This is a genomic window from Chloroflexota bacterium (assembly GCA_026708035.1).
Classification (GTDB): Bacteria; Chloroflexota; UBA11872; order UBA11872; family UBA11872; genus JAJECS01.
Window position 1 is genome coordinate 172,882 of record JAPOVQ010000014.1, and the last position, 21,272, is coordinate 194,153.

Genomic DNA, 21,272 nt, shown 5'->3' on the forward strand with positions numbered 1-21,272 from the left:
CCTACTCATCAATCCCGGACGCATTGCAAGGCCTATTTCAAGCATTTCGTCCGAGTCTCGGCATACCGGGTTGAGGTGCGGTCCACGCCGTTTGCAGATTCGATGCAGACCGTATGTGAGGGCGAGCGTGGCGTGAGTTGCGTCGCCATGCACCGCCCATCTACCGTTCCCAGGGCTGGCTCAGGCCTTCATTGTCAGGAGTCCTCCGTGGCGACGATGCGGGGACGGTTTGCGGTCGTCGAGGCGCTGCGCGCCGAGGGCGTCCGCTACGTCTTCGGCAATCCCGGCACCACCGAGAGCCCGCTGATGGACGCGCTGGACCGCGCGCCCGACCTCGAGTACATCCTCGCCGCGCAAGAAGGCGTCGCCATGGGCATGGCCGACGGCTACGCGCGGGCATCGGGCGACGTCCCGTTCGTCAACCTGCACATCGACACCGGTCTCTCCAATGGTCTGAGCCTGCTGTTTAACGCCTACGCCGGTGGGACGCCGCTGGTGCTTTCGTCGGTGAATGCCAGCCTGTCCAAGATGGCCGACTACCGCACCGACCTGGCGGGGCTCACCGCGCAGTTCACGAAATGGGGCGCGGAGGTCACGCATGCGGACCAGATTCCGTCCGTCATGCGGCGCGCATTTACCGAGGCCCGCACGCCGCCCACGGGTCCCACCTTCGTCGGCTTCGCGCCGGAGTCGCTCGATAGCGAAGCCGAGATTTCAACTGCGCCTCGCACCGACACCTTCGTGCGGGCGGGACCCGACCCGCGCGCCGTCGAGGCCGCGGTCACGGCCCTCGCCGACGCCCAGCGCCCTCTGATGGTCGTCGGCGACCGCGTGGCGCAGTTTGACGCCGTCGATGCCGCCGTCGCCGTGGCGGATCGCCTTGGCGCGCGCGTCTACGGCGCCGGGTACACCGAAATGACGTTCCCCACGGGGCATTCGCAATGGATCGGCCAGCTGCCGCCCTACGCTCGGCTCTATCCGGAGCAGTTGCGCGCGGCGGACGTGGTGCTTGCCGTGGGCTGCAAGGTCTTTCACGACTTCTTCGACCTGCCGACGGACGTGCTCGCGCCCGACGCCACCCTCATCCACCTGGACTGCAACGCCAGCGAGATCAACCGCTCCCAGCCCACCGACTTGGGAATCCTGTGCGATCCGCGCGCCGGCCTGGAGGCGCTGGCCGAGGCGCTCGACGCGGCCTTCGACTCAGCCCGAACTGAAGCCGCCCGTGACCGTGCCGGACGCATTGCCGCCGAAACGGCGGCCAAACGCGCCGCCATCCAGGCGGCCCTGCGCGAATGCCGCTCGAGCCGCCCCATGCCGCCCCTGCGCATGATGCACGAGCTGGCGCGGGCGGCACCCGACGACACCGTGATCGTCGACGACTCGATCAGCGCGCGTCCGATTCTCCACGAGGCCTTCGAGTTCAGCCGCCCCGGCAGTATGCACTCCGAGCGCGCCGGCGGCGCCATCGGCTGGGGCATGGGCGCCGCGCTCGGCGTCAAGCTCGCCGAGCCGGATCGCCCAGTGCTCGGCATCATCGGGGACGGCAGCGCCATGCTCTCGGCCCAGGCTCTCTGGACGGCCAGCGCCTACCGGATTCCCGCGGTCTATGTCATCTGCAACAACGGCGGCTACCGCGTGCTGAAGGTGAACCTGCACGCCTATTTCGAGGAAGTGCTGGGCGAGCCGGACCGACCGACCAGCTATCTCGGGATGGACCTGCCGCAGGAATTCGATCTGGGCGCCATCGCCGAGGCCATGGGCGTGGCGTCCGAGCGGATCGAGGACCCCGAGCGCATCGGTCCGGCGTTCCAGCGCGCGCTCGACTCCGGCAAGCCGGCGCTGCTCGACGTCATCATCGACGGAGCGTTGTAGCCGCCTCCACGTCCGGTGCCAACACCACCTTGCCGACGGCTTCGCGCGCCTCGATCATGCGGTGCGCCTCCGCCGCCTGCTCCAGCGGCAGCACGGCCGCTACCACCGGACGCAGCGCGCCCGCAGCGGCCAGCCGCAGCAGGTCTTCCATGATCTCCGGGGCGTGCGCCGCGGCGTTGCTCTTGCCGCCCCAGCCAATGAGCCGGATGTTCTTGGTCCAGAAGGGATAGAAGTCCACGTTCCCGACGCCGCTGAAGCTGTTGGAGCCAAAGCTCACCATGCGCCCGCCCTCGGCCAGACACTCCAGGCTGCGGGTGAACACCTCGCCTCCGACCGACTCCCACACCACGTCGACGCCGCCACCGTCCGTGGCCGCCAGCACCGCGGGCACAAAGTCCTCCGCGCGGTAGTCGATCACCACGTCGGCGCCCAACTCGCGCACCAGCGCCACTTTGGCCGGGCCTCCGGCGGTTGCGATCACCCGCGCACCGAACGACTTGGCCAGTTGCACCGCCAACACGCCCGTCCCGCCCGCCGCCGCGTGGATCAGCACTGTCTCGCCGGCAGTCAGCCCCGCCGCCACCCGCAGCGTGTGATAGGCCACTGGCGCGTAGTTGAAGGCGGCGGCCTCGGCCGGCGTGAAGCCCCCCGGCGCCGCCGTCGGGCCGACCGAACCTTCGGGATTGGGGCGCAGGGCCGCGGCGTCCACCACGCCGTATTCGACGTACGAGCCGGGTCGCAGGCCGCCGACAAGATGCCGCGACCCGAGCGCAACATCAGCAGCCTCAGCGCCAACGGCCACCACCTCACCACACACCGTGCCGCCGCGCACGTAGGGCGGGGCGGTGAGGCCATAGCCGGGCTCCCGCGCCGAGCCGATGCGCCCGCTGCCGCCCTTTCGAATGTGCAGTTGGACATAGTCAACGGACACGGCCAGCACCCGCAGCAGCACTTCGGTCGGGCCCGGCCACGGCACGGGAAGTTGCGTGGGCACAAGTACGTCCGGTGCACCGAACTCGTGATGCACCACCGCGCGCATGTGGCTGGGCAACGACACGGCCACTACCTACGCTTTGGCCACGCGTGAGCCGCGCGACCGTTCGGCCCGATGTGTCGGCAGCGGCAAGATGGGCCTACCATTGCCTGCATGGGTCTCCTGGGTGAACCGCCATCGACACTTCGGACGCCAGCCCGCCACGGGTACTCGTGGTTGACGATGAACCGAGCCTGCGCGCGGCCCTGACCTACAACCTACGCCGGGAGCACTACGCTGTCGAGACCGCCAGCGACGGGGAGGAGGCGCTCGACCTGGCCCTCACCTCGGACCCCGATTTGATCATCCTGGACCTCATGTTGCCGGGCATGGATGGCCTGGATGTCTGCCGGCAGATCCGTCGCCGCAGCTCGGTGCCCATTCTCATGCTCACGGCCAGAGACGATGAGATCGATCGCGTCGTCGGCCTCGAGATCGGCGCTGACGACTATCTGACCAAACCTTTCTCCATGCGCGAGCTCATCGCGCGCACCCGCGCCATGCTGCGGCGCCGGCAGCTGCTCCGCGCGGAAGTTGCCGCGTCCCAGCAGGACGCTCACCTGCTCGAGGCCGCCGGTGTTCGGCTCTCAATCCCCGACCGCGGCGTTGAGGTCGACGGAAGTCCGGTGCAACTCAAGCCCAAGGAGTTCGAGCTGCTGGCCTTTCTCATGCGCCACGCCGGCCACGTCTTCTCCGCCGAGCGGCTCATGGAGCGTGTCTGGGGATATGCGTCGACCAGCGACACGCGCACCGTGGCGGTACACGTGCGCAGCCTCCGCACGCGCATCGAGAACGACCCGTCGAAGCCGCGCCGAATTCAGACGCTTCGCGGCGTCGGCTACAGGTTCGTCCCTTAGGAGAAGTCGGCATGGGGCTTCGCACGCGGCTCGTGCTCGCCGGCGCAAGTGGTGTACTCGGCGGCGTGCTGACCGTATGGATCGCCCTGGCCGTGGGCGGCGCAGGGCCGCCAGGTCTCGCGGCGTGGTCCGTGGCGGGACTCGCCATCGGTCTCGGTGTCGGCGCGGCGCTCACCATGCTCGTCATGCGTATTCCGCTGCGCACGGTCGCGGCCGTGCGGGATGGCCTCGCACGGGCCACCGGCGGGGAGGCCGCGCCGCCCCTGCCGGCTGAGGGAGCCGGCACGGCCGAGCTGGCGCGGGTATTCAACGACGCGGCGCACCTGCTCGAGATTCGGCTTCGCGCGATACGCGTGAGCCACGCGCAGCTCAAGGCGGTCCTCAGCGCCATGGGCGATGGCGTCGTCATCGTGGATGAAGAGGAGGCCGTCGCGCTCATGAATCCCGCGGCCGGTTCGCTCCTCGGCGTCGAATCCGAAAATGCGCCTGGGCGCTCGCTCCCGGACGCCCTTCGCGACCACGAGCTTGTGGCGGTCTGCCAGCGCGCTCGCACCGCCGACGACACGGTGAGCGAGTCGCTGGTCGCGGTTGGACCGCATGGGCGATCCGTTCAGGTCGTCGCCACTCCGATCCGGCTGGGCGACATGCGTCACATCGTCCTGGTGCTGCATGACCTCACGGAAGTTCGGGCCACGGCGGCGGCGCGGCGCGACTTTGTGGCCAACGTTTCTCACGAGCTGCGCACGCCGGTCACGTCGCTCCGGGCCCTGGTCGAGTCGCTGCAGGCGGGCGCGGCGGACGATCCGGAGCTGCGCACGGACTTTCTGCGACGGATCGACGGTGAAATCGACCGGCTGGCCGCCATGACCGCGGAGCTGCTCGATCTTGCCGCCGCCGAGGCCGGCCGCCTGTCCCGCCAGTTCGAGCGGGTCAACCTGGGCGACCTCGTGCGGCAGTCCGCCGAGCGGCTGCGTCCCCAGGCCGAGCGCGGCGGCGTCAGGCTCGACATCGACTCGCCCGGCGCCATGCTCACCGTCAGCGCCGACCCGGAACTGACCGACCGCATGGTGGTAACTCTCTTGCACAACGCCATCAAGTTCACGCCGCCGGGCGGGCGGGTGCGCGTGAGCGTCCAGGCCGAGAACGGCGATGCGGTCGTTCGCGTGCGGGACACCGGCGTCGGCATCGAGCCTGAAGAGCTCCCCCGCGTCTTCGAGCGCTTCTACAAGATCGATCCGTCTCGCGCCGGCGAAGGCGCCGGGCTCGGGCTGGCCATTGCCAAGCACACCGCCCTGCAGCACGGCGGTCGCATTTGGGCCGAGTCGGACGGTCCGAATCGGGGGTCGGTGTTTGCCGTGGCGCTTCCGGTCGCGGGCAAGAATTAAGCGAACGCTAAGCGCGCGCTTAATCCCCGTTTAAGGCCTGCGAGCGTCGCTTTAGGTCGGCCTCGTACCTTGCTCGCAGCGGCTCAATTCTTGCCGCACGTATCGCGGGAGCGAGAGGCGCGAGTGGCCAAGCTGACGAGACGGCGCGTGATTCGAGCATTGGGGGCTGGAGTGCTCGGTGCGGGCGCCGCGGGGGTTCTCGCCGCCTGTGGCGAGCCGGAAGTCGTCACCAAGGAATCTGAGAAGGTCGCAACCAAGGAAGTCGACGTCGAAAAGATCGTCACGGTTCCGGCGCCGGCGAGCCCGATGACGGGAATGATCCTGGCGGACGGGTCGAGCACCGTGGGTCCGGTGACGCAGGCTGTGGCGGAAGAGTTCCGGAGCCAATTCCCTGAGGTTCGGGTGCCGGTGGGCGTGTCCGGCAGCGGCGCGGGCTTCAAGAAGTTCTGCGCGGGTGAGACTGACATTACCAACGCCTCGCGGCCCATCAAGGCGTCGGAAATCGAAACGTGCCAGTCCAACGGCATCGACTTCGTGGAAGTGCCGGTGGCCTTTGACGGGCTGGCCGTGCTGGCGAACCCGGCAAACGACTTCGTGGACTGCCTGACGGTGGACGAGCTGCAGAAGATATGGGAGCCGGCAGCCGAGGACACCGTTACCAGCTGGGCGCAGGTGCGCGACGGCTTTCCGGACGAACCGCTGATCCTCTACGGGCCGGGCGTTGACTCTGGAACCTACGACTACTTCACCGACGCGATCGTGGGTGAGGAAGGCGCGAGCCGGGGCGACTTCACGCCGAGTGAAGACGACAACGTGCTGGTGCAAGGCATCGCGGGCGACCGCAGCGCGACCGGGTTCTTCGGCCTGGCGTACTACGCGGCGAACCAGGACAAGCTGAAGCTCGTGTCGGTGGACGGCGGCGAAGGCTGCGTGGCGCCGACGGCGGAGACCGTAAACACGGGCACATATCAGCCGCTGTCGCGGCCTCTGTTCATCTACATCTCGGCGCCGGCGGCGGAGCGCCCGGAAGTGCAGACGTTCATCGAGTTCTATATGAAGAACGCGGGCACACTCGCGGCCGACGTGGGCTACGTGGAGCTGCCGCCGAACATCTACGACCTGGCCCTGAAGCGCTTCAACGACCGCATCACCGGTTCGATCTTCGAGGGCGAAGGATCCAAGGTCGGCGTCTCGCTCGAAGACCTCCTGAGCTAGCTTCAATTCCCCCGAGCGTTGCGGAACCTCCCCACTCTGCTCGCAGCGCGCCGGCTCCCGCACCCGCGGATGTGCGGGAGCCGGCCAGCCGGGGATTTGGCGTAGCTGTGAGCAACGACCTGTCCCGTATGCTTCGCGCGCGCCTGACTGGACGGAGACCCGTCGCACAGGACGTGAGCACCTCTGCGGGCGCCCCTGACGCTCACTCGCCATTCGCGCCTCGCCGCCGGCGCGCGCTCATGGAGCGGGGCATCCATGGCGTGCTGTTCATCTGTGCCGCGGTGTCAATTCTCACGACCGCCGGCATCATCTTCACGCTGCTCGGCGAGACGCTGGCGTTCTTCCGCGAGGTCCCGGTCATTGATTTCCTCACCGGAACGCGGTGGACCCCGCTGTTCGTTTCGAAGTCCTTCGGCGTTCTGCCGCTGGTCAACGGCACTCTCGTGGTTGCGTTGGTCGCAATCGTCGTGGCCGTCCCGATTGGGCTGATGAGCGCGATCTTCCTCAGCGAATACGCGCCAGCGCGGGTGCGGGCCGCGATCAAGCCGGTGCTGGAGGTTCTCGCAGGAATCCCAACCGTGGTCTACGGATACTTCGCGCTGCTCTTCGTCACCCCCATCTTGCGGGACATATTTCCGCAGACGCAGGTTTTCAACGTGCTCAGCGCGGGCATCGTCATGGGCTTCATGATCCTGCCGATGATGGCGTCCATCAGCGAGGACGCGCTGCGCGTCGTCCCGCGCAGCTTGCGCGAAGGGGCGTACGCCCTCGGCGCCACGAAATTCCAGGTGACGGTACGCGTGGTTGTGCCGGGGGCGCTTTCGGGAATCCTGGCCGCCGTCATCCTATCCGTGTCGCGCGCCATCGGCGAGACCATGATCGTGTCCATCGCCGCCGGGCAGCAGCCGAAGGTCGGCTTTGATCTGCTGTCCTCCATGGAGACCATGACCGCATACATCGTGCAGGTGAGCCTGGGCGACACCCCGCAGGACACCATCGAGTACCGCACGCTGTTTGCCGTGGGCACGCTCTTGTTCCTCATGACGTTCGTGATGAACATCCTGAGCGACTGGATCGTGCGCCGATACCGTGAGGTGTACCAGTGACACCGGACGCGTCCAAGCGCTGGCGTCCGCGCATCCGCCAGCGGAATGCCATCGGGCGCGGGTTTGCCGCGCTGACCATCGTGTCCACCCTGCTTGGCATCGCCATGCTCGTGGCCCTGCTCGTCGATGTCTTCAGCGACGGCGCCGCGCAGGTCGACGGCCATTTCCTGACGAGCTACCCGTCGCGCTTTCCCGAGGATGCCGGGCTGCGCTCCGCTCTCCTGGGCACGTTGTGGTTGATCGTTCTAACGGCCGTTATCGCCTTCCCACTTGGCGTCGGCGCGGCGATTTACCTCGAGGAGTACGCGCCCGACACCTGGCTCACCCGGTTCATCCAGCTCAACATTGCCAACCTGGCCGGAGTTCCATCGGTCGTCTACGGCCTGCTCGGCCTGGGGCTGTTTGTTCGGTGGTTCGCGCTGGGCCGCAGTCTCATGGCCGGAGCCATGACGATGGCGCTCTTGATCCTGCCGCTCATCATCGTCGCGTCGCGCGAAGCGATTCGCGCCGTGCCCGACGGTCAGCGTGAAGCCTCCTACGCGCTTGGCGCGACGCGGTGGCAGACGGTCTTTCGGACCGTGCTGCCGGCAGCCGGTGGGGGAATTTTGACAGGCACAATTCTGGCGTTGGCGCGGGCGATTGGTGAGACTGCGCCACTGATTACGATTGGAGCGCTGACCTATATCGCCTTTGATCCGACTGGCCCGATGGACCTCTTCACCGTCCTCCCAATCCAGATCTTCAACTGGGTCTCGCTGCCGCAGGAGGGATTCAGCGAATTGGCGGCCGGAGGCATTGTGATTCTGCTGATCGTCTTGTTGCTCGCCAACTCGATTGCGCTCTTCATCCGATTCCGACTGCAGCGGAGGTTTGACTGATGGAGGCCAGAACAACGGGAACCCGTAGACCCGACGTCGAGATGAATCCACCGGTGAATGACGCTGCCCCCGCCAACGGCCCCGCCAAGCCCGACGTGCTGGTCACCGAGGACCTGAAGTTCTGGTACGGAAACACGATGGCGCTGTCGGGAATCTCCCTCAACATTCCGCAGCACGAGGTGATGGCCATCATCGGCCCGTCGGGCTGCGGCAAGAGCACCTATCTGCGCTGCCTGAACCGCATGAACGACCTCATTCCGAGTGCGCGTGTCGCGGGGCGCGTCATCTTCGACGGCGAGAACATCTACGCGCGCAACGTGGACCCGGTGCAGATGCGGCGTCGCATCGGCATGGTGTTCCAGAAGCCGAATCCCTTCCCCAAGTCCATCTACGAAAATGTCGCCTACGGCCCCAAGGTCAACGGGTACCGCGGCTCGATGGACGATCTCGTCGAGCACTCGCTGCGCCAGGCGGCGCTCTGGGACGAGGTCAAGGACGACCTCAAGAGGAGCGGCCTCGATCTCTCCGGCGGTCAGCAGCAGCGGCTCTGCATCGCCCGGGCGCTCGCGGTCGAGCCGGACGTGATCCTGATGGACGAGCCCTGCTCGGCGCTCGATCCCATCGCCACGACTCGGATCGAGGACCTCATTCGCGAGCTGCGCGAGAACTACACCATCGTGATCGTTACCCACAACATGCAACAGGCCGCCCGCGTTTCCGACCGCACCGCGTTTTTCATGCTCGATGAGGAAATTGCCGGCTCGCTCGTCGAGGTCGACGAGACCCAACGCCTATTCACTACCCCGTCCGATCAACGCACTGAGGACTACATCACCGGCCGCTTCGGCTAGGGAGGAAGGCGCTCATGCCGCGCCAGGAATACGTCCAGCGTCTGAATGAACTCCAAGACGAAATCCTTCTCGTTGGGTCGATGGTCGACAAGGCGGTCCAGCGCGCCGTCGAAGCCCTGCGAACTCGCGACGCCGCGACAGCCCAGGCGGTGATTGACGCCGACGACGAGATCGATGCGCGTCAAATCCAACTCGAAGAGCACGCCATCGACATCATGGCCACGCAGCAGCCGATGGCCAGCGACCTGCGCCAACTCGTTACCGCCCTCCACGTGGCCGACGAGCTGGAGCGAATGGGCGACTACGCCGAGGGCATCGCCAAGATCACGCTGCTCATGGGCGAGCAGGCGCCCATAAAGCCGCTGATTGACATTCCCCGCATGGCGGACATCGCCCGCGAGATGATGCGCGCCAGCCTCGACGCACTGGTGGCCCGCGACATCGAGGCCGCGTCCGCGGTTTGGCAGCGGGACGACGAAGTCGACGAGCTCTACGAGCAGGTCTACCGCGAACTCGTCACCCATATGATCGCGGACCCGACGAAGATCGAGCGTGCGACCTTTCTGATTTGGGTGGCCCACAACATCGAGCGCATCGCCGACCGCGCCACGAACATCGCCGAGCGTGTGATCTTCGTCAGCACGGGCCAGATCCCCACGCGCGAGGAGTGGTGGGACAAGCGCCTCACCGAGCGCGGCAACGGCAACGGCAACGGCAACGGCGCCGGCGACGGCGCCGATGGCAGGTTTCCACCGGTCGGGGTTTAGCGGGCGGCGCGACGCGATGGCCGACCCGCAGGTGCTGTTCGTCTGCCGGCGCAGCCCCCGTCCGCCATTCCCGCGGAAGCAGGAATCCAAACTCGGCCGACCATGCGTGCACATCTGCCGCCCGCGGACCCGCCGATCTCCGTGACGACCGCACTCTGGCTCGTCGTGGCGCTCTCGCTTACTGCCCTTGGCGCCTGGCTCGTGCTGCTCCTGGCGCGGGGCGGCTTCTGGCGCACGGACGTTCGCCTTCCGGCAGTTGATCTCGCCGCCCAGCCGTCCGAGTGGCCGGACCTCGCCGTCGTCGTGCCGGCGCGCAATGAAAGCGACGTACTGCCCCACACGCTGCCGGCGCTGCTCGCGCAGGACTATCCGGGTGACCTGCACGTCTATTTGGTCGACGACGTAAGCGACGACGCCACCGCCGAGACTGCCCAAGCCATTGCCGTGGGCGTCGGCGCCGCCGACCGCCTGACGGTCATTCGCAACAACCCTAGGCCGCCCGGATGGATGGGAAAGACCTGGGCCATGCACGCGGGCGTACACGCGGCCTTGGGAGGGCGTCCAGACTACTTCCTCCTCACCGATGCCGACATTCGGCACCCGCTGGACTCGGCCCGGTCACTGGTGGCCGCGGCGATTCACCACGACCTCGACCTGGTCTCGCAGATGGCGATGCTCCGCGTCGCTTCCCTCTGGGACCGCCTGCTCATTCCAGCATTCGTCATGTTCTTCGGCATGATCTACCCCTTCCGCCGGTCGAACGATCCAGGAACCGGGACTGCCGCCGCGGCGGGCGGCTGCATGCTCGTTCGAGCCGTCGCGCTTGAACGCGCCGGGGGCATCGAGTCGATTGCCGGAGCCGTCATCGACGACTGCGCCCTGGCTCGCCGCATAAAGGACCACGGTCGGCCGCAGGGCGGACGGATCTGGTTGGGGCTCTCGCGCGAGGTGCGCAGCGTGCGTCGCTACCGAGGCCTGGGCGAGATCTGGTCCATGGTCACGCGCTCGGCGTACGCCCAGTTGGACTTCGCCGCCTGGCGCCTGGCCGGTACGGTGTTGGGGCTGCTCGTGGTGTTCGTGTGGCCGCCGGTCGCCATCATCCTGGGCGCGGTTGCCCTCGCGACCGGCGCAGCCGCCGCTCCGGCCGCGCTGCTCCTGGCGTCGGGATTCGCTGCGTGGGCGCTTATGACCGCATCGCTGGTCCCGATGCTGCGCTGGTATGGCACCCGAACAGTCCTCGCGCTCGCGCTGCCCGTCACCGCCGCCATCTACACGGCTATGACAGTGGACTCGGCCCGCCTTCACTGGTCGGGCCAGGGCGGACGCTGGCGCGGGCGCCGCGTGGGCGGGCGCTAGAATCTAGCGCTCGCCGCCGGAATGCGCCGCATCGTCAAGCTCGCCTACAGCACCTGGGGCATGGCCGACGTCCCCATCGAGGTCGCCGTGCCGCGACTGGCCCGGATGGGCTACGCCGGGCTCGAGCTCACCATCCTGCCCGGCTACACCACGGCCCTCGAACGCCTGGACGCCGCCGCCCGCCAACGCATCCCCGCCTTGCTGCGTGAGCAGGGCATGACGCTCACGGCGCTCGCCGCGCACTCGCGGCTCCTGGATCCCCCGGAATACCTGACCAGCATCACGCGCTTGCGCGAGGCCGTGCATCTGGCCGTCGCGCTTGACCCCGACGACCCGCCACCGATCAACACGCTGCCCGGTGGCGTCCCGTCCGAATGGGATGCCGTGCGCCATCGAGTGGTCGACGAGTACGCCCGACTCGGAGAATACGCCGCCCCTCACGGCGTGTCGCTGGCCATCGAGCCGCACGTCGGAGCGGCGCTCAGCCGGCCGGACCAAGCGCTCTGGTTGATTGAGCGGATTGGCCTGCGCAACGTCGGTCTCAACGTCGACTACAGCCACTTCCAGGCCATTGGCATGAGCGTGGCCGAGGCTGTGCCCCCGCTGGCGCCGCATGCGCTGCACACGCATATCAAGGGTGTGACCGGGCGTTGGCCCAATCACGCGTTCGTCACGCCCGGCGAGGACGACTTTGATCACGCCACCTACCTGCGGACGATGCATGAGTGCGGCTATCGCGGATACGAGACGGTCGAGATCTCGAAGATGGTCGTCGCTCGGCCCGACTATGAGCCGTTCGCGCACGCGCAGCTTGCCTATGACACCCTTGCCGACGCGGCGCGTCGGGCCGGCATTGGCTAGCCGCCTGTAGGCGTCCCTGTCCTCGCAAGGCCACGGCGCTAGCGCCGGCGAGATCGGTGTGGGCTGGTCGAGTGTGAAACGGAGGGTCGGGTGCTAAGGGCCGGACCCATGGCCGCAATTGCGACCCTCGTGCTGATGGTGGCGGCGGTCGTTGTGCTGACTCTGCTCCCAGCGGCCGCCGGCCAGGCTCCTCCGGCGAGCCCGCCGCAGATTACGCCGCAGGCGGCGGAGCAGGCAGAAGCGCCGGAGGAGTCCGACCTCCCGATCGCGCCGGTCAAGCCAATTCCGGCAATCGAGCGTGCGCCCATCGGCATGGGCGTGTCGTTTGCTCTGCTGCTGTATTTGATCGACGCGGACGGTCTGCTGAGCGCCTTGGAGCCGGCGGTGACCTACTTGGACTACGAGGCCGGCCGCGCGGCCCATGGCGACGTCAGCGCGCTGCGAGTCATTGCCACGGCCGGCGCAACTGGCGAGGTGTTTTCCCGGGCCAACACCACGTTCATGGAGTTCCGATTGCCGCGCAGCGGAGTGTTTTACAACCGCTGGCTGCGCGACCTGCTGGCCGAGGGTCGCGATGCCCAGGCAACGCTGATCGAGCGCCAGTTGACCGATGGTTTCGATGCAGCGCCAACCGGTGATACCTACACCGAGCTGGCCGCCAAGTTTCGGACAGCCTCTCGTTTTCGCAACGACCTGGCGGCGCGACCCTAGCCGCCCGCTCGCGCAGACTGCCCGCCCGTGGTTTCATACCGCGACGATCCATCCCGCGAGACCCGAGTATGAAACGATCCGCCAAGCCCGAAGGCAAGTTCAACGTCGTAATCGAAGAGGTCCCGATTCCCGAACCGGGACCGGAACAGGTGCGGATTCGATCCGTCACCAGTCTCATCAGCCGCGGCTCGGAGATCGGCGCTCGCTATACGCGTGAGCACGCCGTGAATCCGGAGTCCATGGGCTATTCGCTCGCCGGGGTGGTGGATGCCGTCGGCGAAGAGGTCACCCACTTGCAGCCCGGCGACCGGGTGGTGTCCCTCGCCCCTCACGCCGAATACGTCGTGCGAGACGCCGTGTACGCCAGGCCCGACGCCCAGAATCAGGTCTACCCGATCGCCGACGGCGTGAGCTTCGAGCAGGCGACCTACTGGCCGCTGCTGGCCGGGGGCGTGACCTGGGTGGATATCGAGGGATTGGCCCGCGACGACCTCGTCGTGGTGGTCGGCCAAGGTCTGGTCGGCAGCCTGATCATGCAGGTGCAGAAGCTAAACGGCACCGGCACGATCGTGGCCATCGACACGCTGGACCTGCGCTGCGAGATGGCGGCCAAGCTGGGCGCGGACATCGTGATCAACGCGGCCAAGGAAGACGCGGTGGCCGCGGTCCAGCGCCTGTCCAACGGCGTCGGCGCCGACACGGTGGTCTATGCCGTCGGCGGCTCGGCCGGTCCCAAGGCGTTCGGACCGGCCATGGACATGGTCGCCCGCGGCGGAACGCTGCACCTTGTCGGGCTCTACGAGGACCAGCCGCTGCCCTTGACCTCGGGCGCGGCGCAAGGTCGGCGAATCATCGGCGGCTACTACCGGCGCGGTCCCGACGCGGCGTCGGCGCGACGCGGCATGGATCTGCTCGCATCCGGCCAGGTCGCACCCGAGCACATGACAACTCACCGCTATCCGTTCGAGCAGGTCGCCGACGCGTTTGACCTCCTCTACAACCGGATCGGCGAGACCCTGGGCGTCGTATTGGAGTTCGACTACAGAGGGTAGTTGGGTGCCCGTCGGTGCCGGCGGTCGCTCCGTCTCCCGTGGGGAGAGGGCTGGGGTGAGGGGACTGTTCCCTCCGTCATTCCGGCGCAGGCCGGAATCCAGTCCGGTCACATCTGGGGCGCGCCGGATGCTTGGCCTCCGGCGGGTCTCGGACCCGCCTCTACCCGACTTGCCCGAGGGTCCGCGTAGACTCAGGCAACCCAGCATCCCCGACTAGGCATCCGGAGACTGGCAATGCTGACCCTGCGCACACAAGCCAAGTCCATTTCGCCGGAACTGTGGCGAGCCGTGGGCGTGGGGCTCGTCGTCGCCGTGCTGTTCTTCGTCGTCGTCGGGCTCGTCACCGGCGCCATCGACACGCCGGTCCTCGAGCGCCAGACGCCGCTGCTGGCGATCGACTACCCGATCTGGGTAGTCAACGCGGCCCTGCTCGGCGCGCTGTCGGGACTCAGCGTCTATGCGCGGTCGCGCCGCATTGACCAGAGCGGCACGGCCATCTTCAGCGGGGGATTCCTGGCGGCGTTCGCCGTGTCCTGTCCCCTGTGCAACGGGCTGCTGGTGGCCGCCTTCGGCACCGCCGGCGTGCTCAACGTCATCGAGCCGGCGCGACCGTTCATCAACGTCGCCACCATGCTCATCCTCACCGCGCTGCTCTTTAGGCGCTGGCGCACGTTCCGCGCCGACTGTGCTGCCTGCGATGTGGCGCCAACGGCCGCGACCGAGCCGCCACGGCCCTAGCTGCCGCCCGGTGGCCCATGCTCGGTGGCCCATGCTCGGTGGCCCATGCTGCGTGCAGCATGGGAGCTGGACCTGCGCTCGGTCCGGTCCCCTCTCCCCGCTGTGGGAGAGGGATAGGGTGAGGGGAATGGCCGGTCCCGCGCTGCGCGCAGCGCGGGCCATCGAAGACTGCGGGCGGCCACTAGGGCCGCCCCTACAGGGAATGACCGTTCGTGTAGGGGCGCCCTTTGTGGGCGCCCGCTTCCCGCGTCAATGCCGGTCCGGCTCGTAGCCCAAGTCTTTCAAACGCTCCCGCGCGAGCTTCAACTCGTCAACGCTGAACAGCGGTCTCCATCGCTCTTGCAACATCAGGACTTCCACGGACATATCCAGTCGCCCCTGCTCGCCAAGTTCGGTTAGCCCCGATCGAACCGGAGAAATGCCGAGCAGTTGCTTTGCCGCAAAGACCCCGCTGTGTCGGCGCATCGCTTGCATGAGGAACATGGGAAAGCTGTGGGACTTGAAATCGGCATAAACGTGGTTCTCGAGTGCTCGATGGAACTCGTCCTCAAGCCTGGTGGTCATTACCTGGCCATTTCGCAATGTCCGACCGCTTGGAAAGCATACTCACGCCGGGCCTGACGCTGCTCGGTGGCCCATGGTGCGAACCCGCTGGCGGCCAGGCTGCGTGCAGCATGGGAGCTGAAATCGCGCTCGGTCCGGTCCGCTCTCCCCACTGCGGGAGAGGGATAGGGTGAGGGGAATAGCCGATCCTGCGCTGGACGCCGCGCGGGCCACCGAAGACTGCGGGCAGCCACTAGGGCTGCCCCTACGGGAAATGACCGTCCGTCTAGGGGCGCTCCTGGTGGGCGTCCGCGTCCCGCGTCAATACCGATCCGGCTCGTAGCAGTAGGCGTCGCTGCGCGGAAACAGCGCCGCCAGCCACGGCAAATCTTCCGGCGCGATCGACACGTCGTCGACTTCGGCGACCTCAACAGCCGACCAATAGCCAAAGAGAAGTTGGGTCAGACGCTCGTGCGGCAGGGCCAGCGCGCGCTCCGGCCCACGGCCGCCGACGTCGACGGCGGTCGTCCCCAACGGCGTTGTGACGCGCACGCGGGATGGGGCCTCGTCGCCACACACCGCCGCCCGCGCGGGCAGCGTCGACTCGATGGCCCGCAGCACCGCATCCTGATCGAGGATGCGCAGCATATAGCCGGAGTCTTGCGGTCGAACCGTTTCCTGCTTGCATTCCATTCGCCGCACATAGGAGCCAAGGCCGACCTCGGGATGCAGCTCGAACCTGATGCTCGACGCCTGCCGCTTTGCGGCCTCGACAGACACCAGCGCAACCAGCGACGGTGCGACTGCCGACTCCGTGAACCCGGCGTCGATGACCTCCACTCCGGTCGAGTCCTCGCGCAGCGCGATGTAACCAACGGAGCGACCGTCCGAGTCAACGGCGATCCACAGGCCCGTCGTGCCCAGGATCGTTGAGCCGTTGCGTAGGCCGATCCAGTCCGCGGGGTCGCGCACGACCGAGCCGTCCAGGCCGGCGTTGACCGCGTTGTAGATATCGGCGACCGCCGGCAGATCGCGTGTGTCCGCCGGCCGCGCACGATGCCGGCCGATCGCTTGCTCGGCGACCTTGGTCTCCACCTCCATAGCAAAGTCGCACCCGATCGTGGCGTAGCCGAACTGCCCGTAGAACCCCGGAATGCCGAATAGCGCGACCGTCGAATAGCCGGCGTCGGTGAGGAGGTCGTGCGCGTGCGCCATCAGCGCGCTGGCGTAGCCGCGGCGGCGGTGGCCTTCCTCTGTGAAGACGTTGGCAATGCCCGCCGTGCGCAGCGTCGCGCCGGCCAGTCGAACCGGCGCCGCCATGACTTCCAATGAACACACCAACTCGTCGTCGAGCTCGGCCCAAACATCGGTGCGCCCCGGCTTCGGCGACGGCGCCTGGTGGAAGCGCAGGCGGCTCATCGGCGGGCTATGCGATCAGCTTCGCCCGTGCGCGTTGCAGGCGAACGAGACATCGTTCGCGGCCGAGCACGGCCATGGTCTCGAACAGCGGCGGAGTGGCGCGCCGGCCGGTCACCGCAATCCGGATGGGCATGAACAGGTCGCCCGTCTTCCAGCCCAGCCGCTCGGCCAGCCCGCGCAGCATGGTCTCGATCGCCCCGATGGTGAACTTCGGCAGCTCGCGCACCAAGCCTTCCACGGTCGCCAGCGCCGCCGCGGTTTCGGCCCTGTCGTGGCGCTTGAATCGCATCAGCTCCACGTCGGGATCGAGGTCGTCGTCGAAGAAGAACCCCATCATGTCCGGCACGTCGCTCAAGTGGCCGATGCGCTCCTGCTCCAGCGCCAGCGCCTGCCGGAAATAGTCCTGCTGCGCGTCGTCCACCTGCAGCCCACCGTCCCGCGCGAACGGCAGCGCGCGATCGGCCAGCGCATCCATGTCGAGTCGACGAAGCCAGACGCCGTTGAAGTGATCCAGCCGCTGCACGTCGTAGACCGCGTCGGCGCGATTGACGCGTTCCAAGCTGAATTCGTCCACCAGATCTTCGAGGCTGAACAGCTCGCGCTCGTCGCCCGGCGACCAGCCGAGAAACACCATGAAGTTGACCACGGCCTCGGGGAGATAGCCCTGCGCCCGATATTCGCCCAGCCACTGCGAACCGTCGCGCTTCGAGAGCTTCTGACGCCGCTTGTTGAGCAGCAGCGGCAGGTGCGCGAAGTTCGGCGGCTCCCATCCGAGCGCCCGATAGAGCAGCACCTGTCGAAATGTGTTGGAGGTGTGGTCGGCGCCGCGCACGACGTGGGTGATCGCCATGGAGCGGTCGTCGGCCACCACGGCCATGTTGTAGAGGGCCGTGCCGTCGCCGCGGGCGATCACGAAGTCCTCGATCTCCGAGGCGTCGGTCTCGAGCGGCCCGAACACCCCGTCCTCGAAGCCCACCGTGCCCGAACCGGAGGCAAAGCGCACCGCGGGCACCACGCCCGCCGCCTGGCGCTCCGCGATCTGGGCGGCGGTCAGGGAGCGACCGTTGCCGCTGTAGCGCGGCGTCTGACCGCGCGCGATTTGCGCCTCGCGCTCGGCCGCGCGCTCCTCGGCGGTCGTGTAGTCGTAGTAGGCCGCGTCCGACCCAAGCAGCGCCTCGATGGCCTCCCGGTGCACGTCGTGGCGCTCGCTCTGTCGATAGGGTCCGTAGGGACCGCCGACGTTCGGGCCTTCGTCCCAGTCGAGGGACAGCCAGCGCAGGCCGTCGTAGATGCCGGCCTCCTTCTGGATATCGCTGCGCTCGCGGTCGGTGTCCTCGACGCGCAGGATGAACGTGCCGCCCGACTGCCGCGCCAGCAGGTAGTTCATCAGCGCCGTGCGCGCGTTGCCGATGTGAATGTCACCGGTCGGACTCGGCGCCATCCGCACCCGCATGCCGGTCGTCATCCTGCGCTCATTCCTCGGAATGGAAAGTGGTGGGATCCGCGCGCCAGCGTACTAAGTGGCTGCCGCCGGGGGACGCTCGCTGCGATCTGGTGGCCGGGGTTTCTATACACGTTCGGGGTTTAACTTCGACGACGAAATAATGGCGCGCAATTGATGACTGCTAGCTGCGCAACTGCTGACCTGGTGGTGGTCGGCCTTGTGCCTGCAGCGGCCATCGCCCTCGACGGCGGCCGGCAGCCATAGGATCGCCATAACGACCCCAAGCACTGTAGATAACTATATGCCTCACTGAAGTCTGGACAGTATCCAGCGACGACACCCCTAAATTGAGTGAAAAAGAATTCAGAAAGGGTTGTGACATGAAGTTCTGCGAGCTACGGTGCCGGTAGGTGAGCAATGGCGCTCACTCGGAGGAAGGAGGCAGCCATGTCTCGCTTCGTACACCTGAGCCGTGTCGGCCGCCGCAGTCTCGGGGCGGTGCTCCTCTTGGCCTGTATGACGGCGCTTGTCATCGCGCCAGATGCCGGGAGCCAGACTCCACCCGGCACCGCCCCGCCCGTGCTCGTCGTGCCTGCTGGAGAGGCGGTCCGAGCTGGTGATGTGGCTCCCGACGACGTGATCCGCTACACGTGGGATGCCCTTGGTCCCATCGGGCGCGAGCAGCTGGGGATCACCTCGCTCGACGATCTGCGCAATATGGTGATTACCGGGCCGCATGTAATCCCCGAGTGGTCAACGCCGAACCTCGACAACAGCAACGTCGAGAATGATCCAGATGCGCCGGTCCCCGACGACGCTCTCTCCGTAACGGTAACTCCAGAGATCAGCTCGGGAAAGGCCTCAACGCTCGGAGACGGGGCTGTCGCAATGGGGATGAATCCGTGCAAGAGCGACACCAAGAAAGCCAACATCGTCCACCGCTCTAGGACTTTCTGGTGCTACACCGGCACGGTAATCGCCGACACCCCGGCACTTCCGCTCCTGAAGACCTGGGTGAATACGGAGTGGCAATGGGAGGGCATCGTCCAGGTGAAGTACTCCGGGACTCCGAAGTACATCAAGAAGACCGCTGGCGGAATTGGTCATGATCGCCTCTGGGACGAGGCGAAGGGCGAGGTCAAGAAGGAGATCTACGTCGACAATGAGCCTGGACCGGATGTCTGCTACAAGTGGAACAGCTACATCCAGAAGCGGCAGTACGGCAACGGGAACACCGGACCGGCACGAGCATGGGCCGGTAGCCAATCGCCCTGTTAGGCCTCGCGAACCAGGATCATTAGCTGAGCATGACCGGGCCGGGGAGACTGGCTGCTCCCCGGCCCGGCGGCATCGAATGAGAGTTGCCATGAAACGCTTCGCGGCCATCCTGCTCATGCTGATTGCCCTACAGACAGCGGCGGTCGTGGATATCGACCTCTCGTGGGAATCGGCGCGTCGCCAATCCGTTGATCTCATTGAGCGCTCCAGCGGGACCTAATGCGAATCGTTCGTCGGCAAAGAGGTAGACCTTGGCGCAATCCAATTGCGGCGTTCGCGAACCGCTCCTCCCCGCACCTTCAGGTCGTCTCTGGGGTCAACCGGACTGGATTCCGGCTCCCCGCCTGCGCGGGAAAGGCTTCGCCGGAATGACGGAGGGGTGACGCAAAGATCGCTAGAGTGGCAACCGCCCCTGCGCGGCAGCGAAGAGCACCGTGTAGTTCATCGAGACGACGGGCTCGCGGCCTTCGAGGATGGCTTGGTGCAGCTCGCGGATGGGCACGCGCTCGATCTCCAGCAGCTCGTTGTCGTCGAGTTGCTGGCGGCCCGGCGTGAGGGTGTGGCCGAAATACATGTGCATCGAGAAGTCGGCCAGCGACGGCACCGGGACATAGCTGCCGAGATGTTCCAGGTGGCCGAGGCGCAGGCCGGTTTCTTCCTCGAACTCGCGGTGGGCGGCGAGGGTGCGGTCCTCGCCTCGGTCGATGTGCCCCGCTGGAAGCTCGCGCACCACGCGGCGCATCGGGTGGCGGTATTGCCGGACGCAGACGGCGCGGTCGGCATCGTCCAGCGCCAGAACGACCACCGCGCCGACCCCGATGCCGAGGTAGGTGTAGGTCATCTCGCGCGCGTCTTCCAGCGAACGGATTTCATCCACCAGCACCGGGAAGCGCCCCCGCCAGGCCACCTGCGACCGGATCGTTTCCCAATCCAGGTTCACGCGGCCCCGTTTTCGCTTGCGGCGATGACGGCGTCCGCGGCGGCCCCAATGGTGTGAACCGTGGGGCAGGCCTGTGCGGGCCGGTTGTGCCAGTTGATCCAGATGGCATCCAGGCCGGCGCCCCACGCGCCCTGGACGTCGGCGTAGAAGCTGTCGCCGATGTGCACGGTTTCGTCGCGCGTGGCCCCGGCGATCTCCAGCGTTCGTTCGAAGAATTCCGCGTCCGGCTTCTCGACGCCGATGAGTCCTGACACTGCCAGCGCGTCGAAGGACTCGCGTAGCTCGAGATGGTCGAGCAGGTCCAACAGCCAGGGCTCCCAGTTGGAGGCCGCCACGAGCTTCAACCCCGCCGCTCGAATCCGGGTCAGGGCTTCGCGGGCGCCGTCGATGGCGTCGTACGACTCGACGGTCGTGAACTCGTCGAACAGCCGCTGGGCCAGCAACGCGGGATCGCTGACGCCCAGGCGTCGGCCCATGGCGGCGTACATGCCCTGCCAGAACGCCCTGGATCGATCGGCGTCGGCGCTGCTGCCGCGCGCGGCCGGATCCCTGATGGCGCGGTCGTACTCCTCGTCGCCAATGCGCCGAACCTCGCTCATCGGCGCCTTCGCCCCAAGCCGCTCAGCCTCCGCCGATATGGTGACGGAGAAGCTGCGTTTGTAGTGCACCAGGGTCTCCCCCACGTCGCAGAGCACGACGCGGTAGGGACCGCGCAGAGGCCGATTCATTCCCCTATGCTAGCCGCGTTGGCTCCATTGCGGGTGCTATGTTCGGCGCTGGGCAAACCCGCTACTGGGGTATCGTCTAGTGGTAGGACGCGCGGCTCTGGACCGTGAAGCGGTGGTTCGAATCCATCTACCCCAGCCACCACGCCAGGGAGACTCTTGCGTAACCGGTCGACATCCCCCGTCCAAGCTCCCGATCACCCTCACCCCCGTATCAAGTACGGGGCAGGCTCTAACC

21 protein-coding genes and 1 tRNA gene are annotated in these 21,272 nt (G+C 67.1%); 16 read left to right on the plus strand and 6 right to left on the minus strand.

Annotation, left to right across the window (positions count from 1 at the left end; genetic code table 11):
- Nucleotides 1-216 precede the first annotated feature (216 nt).
- Nucleotides 217-1,875: a thiamine pyrophosphate-binding protein gene (locus tag OXG33_06635; protein MCY4113599.1), complete on the plus strand. Its 1,659-nt coding sequence runs from the start codon at nucleotides 217-219 to the stop codon at nucleotides 1,873-1,875.
- On the opposite strand, the gene OXG33_06640 is transcribed toward OXG33_06635, so the two are convergent.
- A complete protein-coding gene (locus OXG33_06640) occupies nucleotides 1,856-2,938 on the minus strand; it encodes a zinc-binding dehydrogenase (protein ID MCY4113600.1) in 1,083 nt (360 codons plus the stop codon). The genes OXG33_06635 and OXG33_06640 overlap by 20 nt on opposite strands.
- Before the next feature lie 107 nt (nucleotides 2,939-3,045).
- Here OXG33_06640 and OXG33_06645 point away from each other — a divergent pair, with 107 nt between their 5' ends.
- The 12 genes from OXG33_06645 (at nucleotide 3,046) to OXG33_06700 (ending at nucleotide 14,685) form a co-directional block, all read left to right on the plus strand.
- Nucleotides 3,046-3,765, plus strand: coding sequence for a response regulator transcription factor (locus OXG33_06645; protein ID MCY4113601.1), 720 nt, complete (start codon nucleotides 3,046-3,048; stop codon nucleotides 3,763-3,765).
- Between the two features lie 11 nt (nucleotides 3,766-3,776).
- Complete coding sequence (locus OXG33_06650; GenBank protein MCY4113602.1) at nucleotides 3,777-5,150, plus strand: ATP-binding protein; 1,374 nt, start codon at nucleotides 3,777-3,779, stop codon at nucleotides 5,148-5,150.
- Nucleotides 5,151-5,297: 147 nt separating this feature from the next.
- Nucleotides 5,298-6,365: a PstS family phosphate ABC transporter substrate-binding protein gene (locus tag OXG33_06655; GenBank protein MCY4113603.1), complete on the plus strand. Its 1,068-nt coding sequence runs from the start codon at nucleotides 5,298-5,300 to the stop codon at nucleotides 6,363-6,365.
- Between the two features lie 239 nt (nucleotides 6,366-6,604).
- Nucleotides 6,605-7,471, plus strand: coding sequence for a phosphate ABC transporter permease subunit PstC (gene pstC / locus OXG33_06660; protein ID MCY4113604.1), 867 nt, complete (start codon nucleotides 6,605-6,607; stop codon nucleotides 7,469-7,471).
- The gene (gene pstA / locus OXG33_06665) at nucleotides 7,468-8,349 is read left to right on the plus strand and encodes a phosphate ABC transporter permease PstA (protein MCY4113605.1); all 882 of its coding nucleotides are present in this window, start codon (nucleotides 7,468-7,470) and stop codon (nucleotides 8,347-8,349) included. The genes pstC and pstA overlap by 4 nt, the downstream gene beginning before the upstream one ends.
- A gap of 41 nt (nucleotides 8,350-8,390) precedes the next feature.
- Nucleotides 8,391-9,200 (plus strand): phosphate ABC transporter ATP-binding protein PstB, encoded by an 810-nt coding sequence (pstB, locus tag OXG33_06670; protein MCY4113606.1) that lies wholly within the window; start codon nucleotides 8,391-8,393, stop codon nucleotides 9,198-9,200.
- A 14-nt stretch (nucleotides 9,201-9,214) separates the two neighbouring features.
- Nucleotides 9,215-9,967 (plus strand): phosphate signaling complex protein PhoU, encoded by a 753-nt coding sequence (gene phoU / locus OXG33_06675; protein MCY4113607.1) that lies wholly within the window; start codon nucleotides 9,215-9,217, stop codon nucleotides 9,965-9,967.
- A gap of 141 nt (nucleotides 9,968-10,108) precedes the next feature.
- Nucleotides 10,109-11,323 carry a glycosyltransferase gene (locus OXG33_06680; GenBank protein ID MCY4113608.1) on the plus strand — a complete coding sequence of 405 codons (1,215 nt, stop codon included), beginning with the start codon at nucleotides 10,109-10,111 and terminating at the stop codon, nucleotides 11,321-11,323.
- A 21-nt stretch (nucleotides 11,324-11,344) separates the two neighbouring features.
- Nucleotides 11,345-12,184 (plus strand): sugar phosphate isomerase/epimerase, encoded by an 840-nt coding sequence (locus OXG33_06685; GenBank protein ID MCY4113609.1) that lies wholly within the window; start codon nucleotides 11,345-11,347, stop codon nucleotides 12,182-12,184.
- Nucleotides 12,185-12,292: 108 nt separating this feature from the next.
- A complete protein-coding gene (locus OXG33_06690; GenBank protein MCY4113610.1) occupies nucleotides 12,293-12,895 on the plus strand; it encodes a hypothetical protein in 603 nt (200 codons plus the stop codon).
- A gap of 68 nt (nucleotides 12,896-12,963) precedes the next feature.
- Nucleotides 12,964-13,947 carry a zinc-binding dehydrogenase gene (locus tag OXG33_06695; protein MCY4113611.1) on the plus strand — a complete coding sequence of 328 codons (984 nt, stop codon included), beginning with the start codon at nucleotides 12,964-12,966 and terminating at the stop codon, nucleotides 13,945-13,947.
- A gap of 234 nt (nucleotides 13,948-14,181) precedes the next feature.
- On the plus strand, nucleotides 14,182-14,685 hold the full coding sequence (locus OXG33_06700; protein ID MCY4113612.1) for a hypothetical protein: 504 nt from the start codon (nucleotides 14,182-14,184) through the stop codon (nucleotides 14,683-14,685).
- A gap of 249 nt (nucleotides 14,686-14,934) precedes the next feature.
- On the opposite strand, the gene OXG33_06705 is transcribed toward OXG33_06700, so the two are convergent.
- The 3 genes from OXG33_06705 to gltX all read right to left on the minus strand — a co-directional run bounded on the left by OXG33_06705 (nucleotide 14,935) and on the right by gltX (nucleotide 18,112).
- The gene (locus OXG33_06705; GenBank protein MCY4113613.1) at nucleotides 14,935-15,249 is read right to left on the minus strand and encodes a hypothetical protein; all 315 of its coding nucleotides are present in this window, start codon (nucleotides 15,247-15,249) and stop codon (nucleotides 14,935-14,937) included.
- Nucleotides 15,250-15,549: 300 nt separating this feature from the next.
- Nucleotides 15,550-16,647: a GNAT family N-acetyltransferase gene (locus OXG33_06710; protein MCY4113614.1), complete on the minus strand. Its 1,098-nt coding sequence runs from the start codon at nucleotides 16,645-16,647 to the stop codon at nucleotides 15,550-15,552.
- 7 nt (nucleotides 16,648-16,654) lie between these two features.
- Nucleotides 16,655-18,112 (minus strand): glutamate--tRNA ligase, encoded by a 1,458-nt coding sequence (gene gltX / locus OXG33_06715; protein ID MCY4113615.1) that lies wholly within the window; start codon nucleotides 18,110-18,112, stop codon nucleotides 16,655-16,657.
- Between the two features lie 426 nt (nucleotides 18,113-18,538).
- On the opposite strand from gltX, the gene OXG33_06720 reads away from it, so the two are divergent.
- Together OXG33_06720 and OXG33_06725 are read left to right on the plus strand one after the other, a co-directional pair.
- A complete protein-coding gene (locus OXG33_06720; protein MCY4113616.1) occupies nucleotides 18,539-19,369 on the plus strand; it encodes a hypothetical protein in 831 nt (276 codons plus the stop codon).
- A gap of 88 nt (nucleotides 19,370-19,457) precedes the next feature.
- On the plus strand, nucleotides 19,458-19,589 hold the full coding sequence (locus OXG33_06725; GenBank protein MCY4113617.1) for a hypothetical protein: 132 nt from the start codon (nucleotides 19,458-19,460) through the stop codon (nucleotides 19,587-19,589).
- Nucleotides 19,590-19,763: 174 nt separating this feature from the next.
- Here OXG33_06725 and OXG33_06730 read toward each other — a convergent pair whose 3' ends face one another.
- Together OXG33_06730 and OXG33_06735 are read right to left on the minus strand one after the other, a co-directional pair.
- Nucleotides 19,764-20,309, minus strand: coding sequence for an NUDIX hydrolase (locus OXG33_06730; GenBank protein ID MCY4113618.1), 546 nt, complete (start codon nucleotides 20,307-20,309; stop codon nucleotides 19,764-19,766).
- Complete coding sequence (locus tag OXG33_06735) at nucleotides 20,306-21,037, minus strand: HAD-IA family hydrolase (protein MCY4113619.1); 732 nt, start codon at nucleotides 21,035-21,037, stop codon at nucleotides 20,306-20,308. The genes OXG33_06730 and OXG33_06735 overlap by 4 nt, the downstream gene beginning before the upstream one ends.
- Before the next feature lie 65 nt (nucleotides 21,038-21,102).
- Between OXG33_06735 and OXG33_06740 the strand changes: the two genes are divergently transcribed.
- Nucleotides 21,103-21,176, plus strand: a tRNA-Gln gene (locus OXG33_06740).
- The last annotated feature ends 96 nt before the right edge of the window (nucleotides 21,177-21,272 follow it).